Source organism: Kosakonia oryzendophytica, assembly GCF_027886705.1.
In the GTDB taxonomy this organism is placed as follows: Bacteria; Pseudomonadota; Gammaproteobacteria; order Enterobacterales; family Enterobacteriaceae; genus Kosakonia; species Kosakonia oryzendophytica.
In genome coordinates, this window is the sequence record NZ_CP115659.1 from 2,897,191 (window position 1) to 2,909,858 (window position 12,668).

Below are 12,668 nucleotides of genomic sequence, written 5' to 3' on the forward strand. Positions count from 1 at the left end.
CGTAGTGCGCCATTTTTTTTGCCTGCCATTCCCCTTCCTTATCTACTGCGTTATCGCCCTCTGTCCCGTTTCCGTATTCATTGCCGCGGCTTCTGCGCTGTTCTGCACCGATAACACACTTTCCGGATTCACCGCTGCGGATTTCCCCGACGCTACAGCAACCGGATAACCTGCGCGACGATTCAGCGCCTTCTCGATCAGCTTCTTGTCACCACCGGACTGGTTAATAAACGTAGCCAGCGCAGGAGAAAGCTGGATGGGCACCCGCTGAGTATCTTCTTCCACCGTCTGCGACAACGGACGATGAACTTCAATATAGTGCCTGCCATCGGGCTCCACGGCGTATTTCACCGGCTCGTTGATGATGGTCACCCGAGTCCCGGCGGAGACCTGAGCAAACAACGCCTGAATATCCGGCGCGCTCATACGCATACAGCCAGAACTGACCCGCAACCCGACGCTGTCAGGCGCATTGGTACCATGAATGAGATATTCGCCATGACCAATGCCCAAACGCAGCGCAAAGCGCCCCAGCGGGTTATGTGGCCCGGCGGGCACCACGGGTGGCAGTTCAATGCCATTGGCCAGTGAGCGCGCACGTATGCCAACTGTTGGCGTCCAGGTTGGGTTAGGGATCTTCTGGCTGACTCGGGTCACAGAAACCGGCGTTTCCAGTCCTTGTTGACCGATACCGATCGGGTAGACCTGCACACTGTTTTTTCCCGGCGGGAAATAGTACAGCCGCAGCTCAGCCAGATTCACCACAATGCCCTCACGGGGCGTATCCGGTAACAGCATTTGCGACGGAATGGTCACCACCGTACCGGGACGAGGAACCGGCGCAATAGTGTCATTCGCCTCCAGGATCAGCATCGCTGCGGTATCAAAATGCCGCGCAATGGCCTGCAGATTTTTATCCTCCGCTCTGACGGTCCAGGTTTGATTTTCGCCAATGAGACGGCTGCCATCCGGCGGCAGAACGTATTCCGCTGCATGGGCCAGTTGTATAGCGCTAAAAGCGCCGAAAAGACATAAGGAAAGAAGAGACGCGCGTTTCATACTGACGTTCCTGTATTCACCGGCAGGCTGCCGGAAAGCTGAAAATCCATGCGAGACGGGGATCGCCTCGCGTAACAGGATGAAAGCTGTCTTTTGAGTTTAGCTAATGTTTGCCGCTTTGTTGCGTATCGCGCGGATCATTGCTTCAAGCCCTTGCGAGCGGGAGGGAGTAAGATGCTGGGTTAACGACAACTGTTCGAACCACGGACGCACATCAAAGGCCACAATATCCTGCGCTGTCATTTGCTGATAAAGCACAAACACAATGGCAATCAACCCCTTAACGATAGCGGCGTCGCTGTCGCCTGACAGTTCAATCACACCCGCGTCGTTGCGCTGCATGACGATCCACACCTGACTCTGGCAACCCTGAATAATGTTGTCCGGGTTATGGGCCTCCTCGCTCAGGTCCGGCAGGCGTTGTCCCAGTTCGATAATATAGAGATATTTCTCTTCCCAGTTGGCGCAGCGATTAAAATTGCGCAACAACTTCTCTTTATCCGGTAATGCAGCCATGTTCGCCTCTTACGTTAGCCCAGCAACTGATGAATACGTTTCAGGCCAGCTACCAGACGATCCACCTCTTCTTCTGTATTGTACATAACCAGCGATGCGCGACACATGGCCGGCACTTTATAAAACGCCATCAATGGCATGGCACAATGGTGCCCGGTACGCACCGCAATACCGTAATTATCGAGGAAACTCCCTACGTCATAGGCGTGGTGTTTCCCCAGATTAAAAGCAATCACCCCCTGACGCTGCGCCGGGCCATACAGGGTTAAATCCGGCACCTCTGCCAGTGCAGTTAACGCGTAACGCATCAGCGTCTGCTCATATTCGCCAATGGCGTCCAGCCCAAGTCGGGTGACGTAATCAATAGCTGCGCCAAGGCCGATAATGCCGCCGGTATTGGGTGTGCCGGCTTCGAAACGCCAGGGCGCTTTGGCATAGGTGGTGCCCTCCGTCAGACTGACGGTGGCGATCATCGAACCGCCCCCTTCCCACGGCGGCATATCCTGCAGGATCGCCTCTTTCACGTACAGCACACCAATCCCTGTCGGTCCGTACAGCTTATGGCCGGAGAAGACATAAAAATCACAATCCAGCGCCTGCACGTCCACTGAATGATGCATTACGGCCTGGGCACCATCCACCAGTACTTTCGCTCCGTGCTGATGCGCCAGTGTGATCATCTCCGCCACCGGGTTTTCGGTGCCCAGTACATTCGAAACCTGAGTGATGGCCAGCAGGCGGGTACGCTCGTCAAACAATGTGGGCAGCACGTCGAGTTGCAAGGTGCCATCCTGATTGAGCGGAATAACACGTAGTTGCGCACCGACGCGTTCACAGAGCATTTGCCACGGCACAATATTGGCGTGATGCTCCATAGCGCTGATAACTATATTGTCACCCGCGTGCACCTGGCTGTTGCCCCAGCTGTTTGCCACGAGGTTAATACCCTCGGTCGTGCCGCGCACAAACACCAGTTCTTCCGGCAGCCGCGCGTTAAGAAACGCCGCAGCCTGCACGCGCACATTTTCCATACGTTGCGTGGCTTCTGCGCTCAACGTATGAATGCCGCGATGTACCGCGGCATAGCCGTGGCGGAAAAACGCCGCTTCGGCATCAATAACCTGATTCGGTTTTTGTGCGCTGGCGGCACTGTCGAGATATGCCAGCGGCAGTCCGTTCACTTCACGCAGCAGTACCGGGAAATCGGCACGTACGGCGTTGACGGGAAAACTCATGCTACGCCCCCTGCCAGACGCTGACTGATTTGCGCCAACACCTGATGTTTTAGCGCCTCGTCGTTGATCGCTTCCGTCAGTTCAGCGGCAAAGGCATGGATAATCATTTTTTGCGCCGCCTGCTGGTTGATCCCGCGCGAGCGCAAATAGAACATCTGCTCATCATCGATTCGCCCGATGGTGGCACCATGACTGCATTTCACATCGTCGGCGTAGATCTCCAGTTGTGGCTTGGTATCCACTTCCGCCAGACGACCGAGCAGTAAATTGTTGTTGGTCATCTGTCCATCGGTTTTGATGGAATGTTGTGCCACCTTAATTAATCCGTTAAAAACTGCCCGGCCTTTGTCGCTGACGATGGTTTTATGCAACTGGCGGCTATGACAGTAACCCTTATTATGCTCAAGCCAGGTCCGCGTATCGCACACTTCCGACTTCACCGGCATTGCCAGGCTGTTGATATTGAGCTGCGTGTTCTCGCCATTCAGTTGCGTACTGGTGTTATGTCGCAGCACTGCGCCACCGAGCAAGAAACTGTGGCTCTTTGCCGAACCGTTGTCCGCAAGCCAGATATCATTGTGCGCAAAGTGGTAGCTCGCTGGGTTTTCAAACGCCAGCTTCACATGATGCAGACGGGCATTCGCTGCAACGCTCATCGTTAGCCGCGAGCCGGTAAAATGCGGATTGTCGTTGAGGCTGACATAGTGCTCATAGATGGTCGCTTCCGCCCCCTGCGCCAGCGAAAGATGATGGCGATAATGCGCCGTGTTCATCTCATCCCCCGCCACTCCCTGAGTGATATGCATTAAGAGCAACGGCTTAGAAGGCCGCAGGTCTTTCGCCACCTGAATCCAGGTCACGGACTGCGCCAGACTTTCGGTTAAATGCAAAAAGATTTCCGGTTGTACCGGTGCAGGCAATTGCTGGCGGGCATCGTTAAAGGTCACATCAAAACCGGAGCCTGCGGTATCGTCGCTCAGCGCCGCATTAAAAATGCCATTAACAAATACCAGGCGCACCGCATCAACCGGCAGCGCCAGCGCGTCGCGTTGTTGCTCACTGACCGTTCCCGCCGCAACAACAAACTGGCTGCTCAGCAGGCCGTCCAGCGGCGTGTATTTCCAGTTTTCCTGTTTGCGGGTGGGTAGCCCCAAACGCAGCATCTGTTGGAGGTGCTGCTGCGCCGCGTCAGAACGCGCACCCCCCTGCTTTTCAAACAGGTGATGCCACTGTTGCAGCGCGTTACTGCTGTTCTGTAAGCCAGCCATAGCCCTGCTCCTCCAGTTGCTTAACCAACGTGAAATCGCCGGATTTCACGATGCGCCCCTGATATAACACATGCACAAAATCGGGCTTGATGTAATCCAGAATGCGCTGGTAATGCGTTACGATGATAAACGCGCGCTTTTCGTCGCGCAGAGCATTAACGCCATCGGCAACGATTTTCAACGCATCAATGTCCAGACCGGAGTCCGTTTCATCCAGGATGCACAGATCTGGCTCCAGCACCGCCATTTGCAGGATGTCGTTACGCTTCTTCTCACCGCCAGAGAAACCCACATTAACCGAGCGGGTCAGTAAATCTTCCGGCATTTTCAGCAGCTTGATTTTTTCTTCCATGAGATCCTGGAAATCAAAACGATCCAGCGCGTCTTCGCCACGGTACTCACGCACCGCATTCAGCGCGGTTTGCAAAAAGAACTGATTACTAACCCCAGGGATTTCCACCGGGTACTGGAAAGCCATAAACACGCCTTCGCCCGCACGATCTTCCGGCGACAGTTCCAGTAAATCTTTACCTTTAAACTCGACGCTGCCACCAACCACTTCGTAATCTTCACGTCCGGCCAGGGTCGCAGAAAGTGTGCTTTTCCCGGAGCCGTTCGGCCCCATGATCGCGTGCACTTCGCCGGGACGAACCTCCAGGCTCAGACCACGCAGGATGGCTTTATCGTCTACGCTAACCTGCAAATCTTTAATACTTAACATTTATTATCCCTTAATCCTTAACCGACGCTGTGTTCAAGGCTAATGGCCAGCAGTTTTTGCGCTTCAACGGCAAATTCCAACGGCAGTTCGGAGAACACGTCTTTACAGAAGCCGTTGACGATCATCGAGATAGCGTCATCCTCACTGATACCGCGTTGCAGGCAGTAAAACAGTTGATCTTCACCAATACGTGATGTGGTGGCCTCATGCTCAAGCTGGGCGCTGTTATTACGACACTCCACATACGGGAAGGTATGCGCGCCGCTGTCCGGTCCAATCAGCATTGAGTCGCACTGCGTGAAGTTACGCGCATTGGTCGCCGTCGGCATGATCTTCACCAGCCCGCGATAGCTGTTCTGGCTATGCCCGGCGGAGATACCTTTCGAAATAATCGTCGATTTGGTGTTCTTACCGATGTGGATCATCTTGGTGCCGGTGTCTGCCTGCTGATGTCCGCTGGTCAGCGCCACCGAGAAGAACTCACCAATGGAGTTGTCGCCGCGCAGGATACAACTGGGGTATTTCCAGGTGATGGCCGATCCGGTTTCGGACTGGGTCCACGACATTTTGCTGTTGTCGCCTTCGCACAGAGCACGTTTGGTGACAAAGTTGAGGATCCCACCGGTGTTGTTATCCCCCGGGAACCAGTTTTGTACCGTTGAGTATTTCACTTCGGCGTCTCTGTGGATAATCACTTCCACCACGGCGGCATGAAGCTGATAGCTGTCGCGCACCGGTGCTGAGCAGCCTTCGATATAGCTGACGTAACTGCCTTCATCCGCCACCAGAATGGTCCGTTCGAACTGTCCGGTTTTTTCGGCATTAATACGGAAATAGGTCGACAGTTCCATCGGGCAACGCACGCCTTTTGGAATGTAGATAAACGTGCCGTCAGAAGCGACGGCGGCATTCAGCGCAGCAAAGAAGTTATCGTTGGAAGGAACGACAGTACCCAGGTATTTTTTCACCAGTTCAGGATGATCGTGGATCGCCTCGCCAAAGGAGCAGAAGATAATGCCCTGTTCAGACAATTTCTCCCGGTAGGTGGTTGCTACCGATACCGAGTCAAAAATAGCGTCCACCGCCACTTCTTTGCCTTCACGCACCGGAACGCCGAGCTGGTTGAATGCCTCTTCCACTTCTTCTGTCAACCAGGCATTGGTGCCCGTTTGCTGGACAGCCCCCGGTTGAGACGCGCAGGTGTCGTCGCAATTACCGCAAGACGGCGCGGAATAATAGCTGTAATCCTGGTAATCAAGTTTATCGTAGTGCGCTTTCAACCAGTGCGGCTCTTCCATCTCCAGCCATGCATGATAAGCATTCAGGCGGAATTCCAGCATCCACTCGGGTTCGTTGCGTTTTGCCGAGATCGCCCGCACCACATCTTCATTGATGCCTTTTGCCAGCTCATCGGTACTCAACCGGGTAAAAAAGCCCTCTTTATAGTTGAGGTTGCCGCCGGTCCAGATTTTGACATCGTCAGTCGCTTCAGTATTACGAGACATAGTACCGCCTATACCCCAAAACTTTCACCGCAGCCACATTCATGCTGGGCTTTGGGGTTATGAAATTTGAAAATCTGATTTAACCCTTCACGCACATAATCCACTTCAGTGCCGTCGATGAACGGCATCGCCTGCAACGGGACGTAGAGACGTGCGCCATCAGATTCATACAGTAAATCGTCATCTGTGGGCTCCGTTACGGTGTCTAATACGTAACCGAAACCAGCACAGCCGGTCTGTTTAATGCCAAGCCTTACGCCAAGTACACCCGCCTGTTTACTGGCCAGCGCACGGATATGTTCTGCGGCCGCCGGTGTCATGGTCAGCCCACGCCATGCAAAATCTTGCGGATTAAATGATTCCATCGCTTTACCTCACGTCACCCGATCTGAAGAGCATAATGCTATGTTAGTGATAATGATTATCACTTCAACCCGTTTTCCGCAGGGTTATTCCCTGGCAGCCCCTTTTTCGGCACTTGCTATAAGCATAGACTCTGCTGAAAGGCTTTACAGCCAGGTAAAAAATTGTTTAATAAATTGATAAATAACGGCTTTAGGCAACCCGTTGCAGGAAAGCAGGCGGAAAAGAAAAGATGTATAGGTAATACCTATTTTTGATATCGGTTACGTCGTTGCGATGTGTAATGTTTTACTTCTCAGGATAACAGCGCCCCGCCAGTTAATGATGGGCAGCCATAGAATGGGCTCGCTGTACGCTGACACAGTTGAATTTTCACGTTTTATTCCAAAAATCCCTGTTCATCAACAAGCCCCATATTGTCCTGTTGTATCCCCCTGCCGCACTTGTTGCCTGCTATCACACAGCAGAATGAGATTTTATCGTCTTCACCACGGGTCAATAACTCAACTATCATAATCGTTATTGTTTACCCAGGCCCAATGCTATGGGCCATCAAACACGGAGAGTATGGGTGATGACGCAGTCAATGATGTCGTATTCAGATACAGGTACAGGGTTTCCCGTTTTATTAGGTCACAGTTACCTGTTTGATAAATCCATGTGGTCACCGCAAATTGACACCCTGGCAAAATATTTCCGCGTTATTGCGACGGATTTATGGGGCCATGGGCAGTCGCCTGCCCTGCCTGCATCGACATCCTCTATGGCAGACATTGCCGTCGACCATTTAGCATTGATGGACTCACTGGACATCCGTGAATTTGCCGTGGTGGGTTTATCCGTTGGCGGAATGTGGGGGGCTGAACTGGCTGCCGCCGCCCCGGAAAGAGTCAAGGCGTTAATGCTGTTTGACACCTTTGTGGGGGATGAGACGCAAGAGGCAAGGGATCGTTATTTCATGATGCTCAATGCCATCAAAGCACTGGGCAGTATCCCTGTGCCGATGCTCGAGTATGTGGTTGCGCAATTCTATTCCCGATATGCCAATCCGGAAGACATCCGGCAGCTCTCCACCTCGCTCTCCGCGCTAAGTCCCGAACAATTACGCACCAGCATTGTGCCATTGGGCGAACTGATTTTTGGTCGTCCGAATCGCCTGGCTTTGCTGGAAACCATCACCTGCCCGACGCACGTTGCCACCGGGGCGCTCGATTTACCTCGCCCGGCAACCGAAGGGCGACTGATGGCGGAAAAATTGGGTTGTGACTTTACCCTGATCCCCAATGCCGCGCATATCAGTAACCGGGAAAACCCGGAGATGGTGACACAACTGATTGTCGATTTTCTGAGGCAGTACGGGTAAAAAACGGCTGTTCGCTGCGGATAACGGCCTGGAGTTTAACCACGTTCAGGCCGTAATCAGCCGGATCAACAACATCCTCCAGAGCACCAATTTGCGCTAAGTCACTTCCCGACATCACGCTGCTGATATTGCTTTCAGGGCAGCGAAGATTTTTGACGACATGCACTACGCTCGGTTTACCTTTGCCATCGACGTCCATAATCCAGGCCAGAAAACCGCCCGCGTATTTCGCCAGGCTACCAATCGGGTAAAACCCATAGACTTGCAAATATTCGACGATGATCGCCCGATCATAGGCACTGTCCGCCTGGTAAATGTAGCGGCACGCAGTCAATGGCGTGAGGGGAGACACACCGTTGCGCGCATTGGTGAGCTTATTAATCGCTTTAATCACCGATAACAGACGCACCAGCGAAGAGAGCTGACTCCCCTGTTTACCTGCGGGATACCCCATCCCATCCAGCCGTTCATTCGCATTTTCAATCACATCGCGGCATGTCAGCCCAGGCGACCACCCCAGCTCGCGCAACCGGTTCAGCAGTGCCCCGACATGCGTACGCAGTATCATTTTCTGCGCTGGATCCATACAGGCTTTGAGCGAAGGTAACGCTGCACTCACCAGCAACGGTTTACCCAGCGTGTGCATAATGGCACCCAGCGTTGCCTCACGCACATGCGGATCGTGCGGGTCTCGCAAGATCAACATATCCGCCAGCTTTGCCGCTACCTGCACCGCATGACGAACCCAGTCAGGTTCATCGCGCAGATAGCTAAGCGCATAAAGCAGGGCTTTGCGATCCTGTTTCAACAGGTAAAGCAACGTGTCGACACAGTCATAAAAAATCCGGATAGGCAGAAGATCGTGCGTCTTTATATACATCAGCGCGACCTGCAAGCGGTGCGCCACCGCCATAACCCCCTGCTCCATCGGTGATTGACGCGCCCGTGGCTCCCGTTCTTGCTGTTCTCGTTGCCGGCTCTTCTGCTCTCGTTGACCACAGAGAAATAAAGGGGACTGGGAGATCATAGTGCCGCGCATGCCGGTACGGTAAGCCGCCTCTCTTTCCGCTTCATGCACATAACGGGACAACGCTTCCAACTGAGACGATGACAGATTGATAAACTGAATACCAACCGCTGCATAGCCATTGTTACCAAAGGGGCGTATATGCCGGACACACCCCTGGGCATAAAAACGCTCCCCGTCAGGAAACGCCAACGTAACACCGGGAATAACCTGTCCAACATTAAGCGCAATGCTTTCGAATAAATCGATTTCAACCATGCAGCCACCCACGGACAAATTGCGTAAACGTCCGGGAATCGTCAGCATAGGCGGATAAACCTCAATTCCAGCGTGCGCCTGCATGCCGAGAATAAACGGGATACGTATCTCGTCACGATTTTCCGTGACAAAAACAGATTCCGGTAATTGGCATTCGAGTCGATAATGCATGTTGTCTTTTTTCATCACCTGGACAGGGATATTACTCAGGCTATATGTTTCCCGCTCAATAACGTCCACGCCTTTTAACGCTTCCAGGTCAAAACTCAAGCCGCCGTCCGCAAGATACACGTTTATATCTGTACCCGCATATTCGACGTCGAGTGTGATGCGATTTGTTTCGTGGTTCAGTTCTGCAATGTCAGCCTCTAATGCGTAGGGCATATCTTTAGCATAAACTGACAGCATGTAGGGATGCTGCAGTAATGAACGAATGACATTTGCTGGGGGGAGAGAATAGTGTTCCGCCATGCTATATCCCTTTCATGTGAAGTTACATCGCCAAAGCTAAGACGTCACTGCTGCTGTTTTTTTCTTATTATTGCCTGAATAGAAATATTCTGAATACACCTTTAAGATGTCACTTAATTAATTTAAGATTTTTCCAAAAAGAATAAAAAACACCCTCCTAAAGCAACCTGAAAATCAGACTGACTAAGCAGGCTATGTATTGTACTCCGGTGAAACCTTTCTTTTCTTAACCAAAACTTGCATTGTGCAGAAGGAGTTATTTACTCATCGACCTCTTTTTTTCATACAAGAAAACAAGAGGATAAACTAAATACTTTGCAAGGAATCAGTAAATCCTTACCCTAAAGTAAAACTAATAAACACAAAACACCAGTATAATTTATAGATTTAAGCGATCATTTCTTTAACAGTGATAGATGACAACTATCAAAAGGAGACTATCGATCATTCAAAACAATTTTCAATTGTGATGAATCGCCATGTAGAATCAAAAAATTATATGCTTGTGAAACACTGTTTCTCTCAGTGGGGGCCTTACTGAAATAATGAAAAGTAAAAATCTGGACATTAGCGGTAAGCAATTGCGAATGACCGTCGAGTTTCAACCCATCATTCGCCTCTCAGGTAATAAAATCTTCCGATATGAAGCGATTGCCAGATTTTTCAATGCCGATGGTTTTTTAATTCCCGCTCAGCAGAGCATTGCGGCAATAGAACAATCTGGCGCTATTCGCGAGGTAACGAATTTTATATTCGAGAGCATCTGTCACTTAATAAAATTGAAGCGCGACTTAACTATCTCATTCACCCTCTCACATCTTTTGATCAATGACAGAGAATACCTTGCCTGGCTTTACCAACAGTGTCTTCACAAGGGTGTCCTGCCGCAAAACATTGAAATAGAAATAAGCCAAAAGACGACACAAGCACAGTTTATTGAGAGTTTACCTTTTTTAAAACAAGCCAAAGAATATGGCTTTATGATTTCGCTGGGTGATTTCAGTGCGGAAAATCTGCAAGTCGACAGTCTGGCGTTGTTTAATTTCGATACCATTAAAATCGATCGTTCGATTATCGAAGGTATCGCCGAAAGCGAAAAGAAACTGTCAACACTGCAGGTCGTTATCAGCCAGTTAATGTCAACCGGTGTGACCCTCATTTGTGAAGGTGTAAAAAAATCATCGGACCTGTCGTTGCTAAATCATTACAGTCCTGACGGGATCCACGGGTATATCTTTCACCGCCCCCTGACCTTCACCCAGATCCGGTTACTTGAGGGATTCTGAGTCAGTTCAGGACGAAACAGCCCGCTCAATGTGAACAGGCTGACAGTGTGTCACACACGCAGCAGGTTAACGCTGAGCAGTGGGTCCTTCGGGTTCAACCACTTTTGCACATTCGCACTATAGTGCTCGCGATTGGCGATCACGGCCGTTTTGGCCGTCAGTATTTCGCTTTTTAGTAGGGTTATTTAACGCGTAGTCTGTACCTTACTGTGCCAGCGTCCCCTCTTTCAACGTACAGATAATCGCCTTCTCATTGGTATGGTTGCTATCCGAGTAGAAGAACGCTTTTTTCCCTGTTTCAATCTGCGTGATGATATTAATCGCCACCCAGTTCGTCTCTTTATTGGCATCATTACTGTCGGTATAGGTTAGGGTATGCCCGCTGTATTGATCAGAGATCTCATAAGGCTTTTCCTGCGGATTCCCGTAGTGTCGACCATTGACCGTTAACCCGGACGTATCAACAACAGCAGCGTATTCATCACAGATCAAATTGATACCCGCAGCCGAAGAACAGACGGTAAAAAGGGCAAAACAACCGCCCACAATAAACCTGACCATAAGCATCCCATATGAATTTCGTTGGCAAAAGAAAAGTACAACGCCCCGTAAACGGGGCGTTTGCGATACACACTAGTTATAGAGCGAAGGTTCACCGACGGGGCGGGTTTTGAAGCGGCGGTGGATCCATAAATACTGTTCCGGCGCCCGTAAAATTTCGCGTTCAATCACTCTGTTCATATAGCTGGCGGCGGCAAACTCATCCTGCGCCGGATAATCGCTCAACGCTTGGCCGATATGCAAAGAGTAGCCTGAACAGTCCTCTTTACGCACCATGGTTACCGTCAACATTTTGGCGCCAGAAAGGCGTGATAATACAAAGGTGCCATTAGTGGTCGCGGCATTTTGTACCGAAAAGAACGGTGCAAAAATACTGCCCTTGCGACCATAATCCTGATCAGGCGCAAACCACACGGCTTCTCCCTGTTTCAGGGCATTCACCAGACCTTTCAGGTTACGGCGATCAATCATGGATTTATTCGAACGCATACGCCCGCGCGTCTGCACCCACTCCATCAGCGCATTATTATGGGGGCGGTAGGTGGCCATCATCGGCTGACAGAGCCCCATCACACGACCGCCTAACTCCAGCGACATAAAATGCACGCCGACCACCATCACCCCACGCTGGCTGGCCTGAGCAGCCTGTAAATGCTGGTAACCCTCTACGTCAAACCAACGGCGTACGCGCTTATCTGGCCAAAACCAGGCCATACCGGTTTCGATCAACCCCATACCCAGCGATTTAAAATTCTTCTCAATGAGCACTTCGCGCAGTGCGTCATCCATTAACGGGAAACAAAGTTCGAGATTGCGGCGTGCAATGCGCTCGCGGCGCTTCAGGAAAGGTCGGGCGGAACGTCCAAGGCCCGCGCCAAGGCGGGCAAGAACAGGATAAGGAAGCTGCACAAGAAGCCAGAGAAAACCCAGTCCGGCCCATGTCACCCAGTTTCGGGGGTGTAAAAAAGTCAATTTAAACGTTGTCATCATTGTTACCTAAAAGCCCAATTCAGTAGCGCTTAAGGAGACAATGAA

12 protein-coding genes are annotated in these 12,668 nt (G+C 51.3%); 2 read left to right on the forward strand and 10 right to left on the reverse strand.

Annotated features, from left to right (window positions below):
* Positions 1-42: 42 nt before the first annotated feature.
* From ldtE to sufA, 7 genes are all read right to left on the reverse strand, one after another.
* Positions 43-1,059 (reverse strand): L,D-transpeptidase LdtE, encoded by a 1,017-nt coding sequence (gene ldtE / locus O9K67_RS13965; protein WP_061495263.1) that lies wholly within the window; start codon positions 1,057-1,059, stop codon positions 43-45.
* 99 nt (positions 1,060-1,158) lie between these two features.
* Positions 1,159-1,575: a cysteine desulfuration protein SufE gene (sufE, locus tag O9K67_RS13970; protein WP_061495260.1), complete on the reverse strand. Its 417-nt coding sequence runs from the start codon at positions 1,573-1,575 to the stop codon at positions 1,159-1,161.
* 14 nt (positions 1,576-1,589) lie between these two features.
* Complete coding sequence (gene sufS, locus O9K67_RS13975) at positions 1,590-2,810, reverse strand: cysteine desulfurase SufS (RefSeq protein ID WP_061495256.1); 1,221 nt, start codon at positions 2,808-2,810, stop codon at positions 1,590-1,592.
* Positions 2,807-4,078: a Fe-S cluster assembly protein SufD gene (gene sufD / locus O9K67_RS13980; RefSeq protein WP_061495253.1), complete on the reverse strand. Its 1,272-nt coding sequence runs from the start codon at positions 4,076-4,078 to the stop codon at positions 2,807-2,809. Before sufD ends, sufS begins: the two co-directional genes overlap by 4 nt.
* Complete coding sequence (gene sufC / locus O9K67_RS13985; protein WP_061495250.1) at positions 4,053-4,799, reverse strand: Fe-S cluster assembly ATPase SufC; 747 nt, start codon at positions 4,797-4,799, stop codon at positions 4,053-4,055. Before sufC ends, sufD begins: the two co-directional genes overlap by 26 nt.
* A gap of 17 nt (positions 4,800-4,816) precedes the next feature.
* Positions 4,817-6,304, reverse strand: coding sequence for a Fe-S cluster assembly protein SufB (gene sufB, locus O9K67_RS13990; protein WP_061495246.1), 1,488 nt, complete (start codon positions 6,302-6,304; stop codon positions 4,817-4,819).
* A gap of 8 nt (positions 6,305-6,312) precedes the next feature.
* Positions 6,313-6,669, reverse strand: coding sequence for a Fe-S cluster assembly scaffold SufA (gene sufA, locus O9K67_RS13995; protein ID WP_061495243.1), 357 nt, complete (start codon positions 6,667-6,669; stop codon positions 6,313-6,315).
* A gap of 587 nt (positions 6,670-7,256) precedes the next feature.
* On the opposite strand from sufA, the gene O9K67_RS14000 reads away from it, so the two are divergent.
* On the forward strand, positions 7,257-8,030 hold the full coding sequence (locus tag O9K67_RS14000; protein WP_408612873.1) for an alpha/beta fold hydrolase: 774 nt from the start codon (positions 7,257-7,259) through the stop codon (positions 8,028-8,030).
* Here the strand turns inward: O9K67_RS14000 and O9K67_RS14005 are convergent.
* Positions 7,963-9,786, reverse strand: a complete 1,824-nt coding sequence (locus O9K67_RS14005; protein ID WP_071890009.1) for a PilZ domain-containing protein — start codon at positions 9,784-9,786, stop codon at positions 7,963-7,965. The two genes, O9K67_RS14000 and O9K67_RS14005, sit on opposite strands and share 68 nt — an antisense overlap.
* 545 nt (positions 9,787-10,331) lie before the next feature.
* Between O9K67_RS14005 and O9K67_RS14010 the strand changes: the two genes are divergently transcribed.
* The gene (locus O9K67_RS14010) at positions 10,332-11,072 is read left to right on the forward strand and encodes an EAL domain-containing protein (protein ID WP_061495238.1); all 741 of its coding nucleotides are present in this window, start codon (positions 10,332-10,334) and stop codon (positions 11,070-11,072) included.
* Between the two features lie 204 nt (positions 11,073-11,276).
* Here O9K67_RS14010 and O9K67_RS14015 read toward each other — a convergent pair whose 3' ends face one another.
* Both O9K67_RS14015 and lpxP read right to left on the reverse strand, forming a co-directional pair.
* Complete coding sequence (locus O9K67_RS14015; protein WP_271044599.1) at positions 11,277-11,633, reverse strand: hypothetical protein; 357 nt, start codon at positions 11,631-11,633, stop codon at positions 11,277-11,279.
* A 72-nt stretch (positions 11,634-11,705) separates the two neighbouring features.
* Positions 11,706-12,623: a kdo(2)-lipid IV(A) palmitoleoyltransferase gene (gene lpxP / locus O9K67_RS14020; protein WP_061495233.1), complete on the reverse strand. Its 918-nt coding sequence runs from the start codon at positions 12,621-12,623 to the stop codon at positions 11,706-11,708.
* Positions 12,624-12,668: the final 45 nt, after the last annotated feature.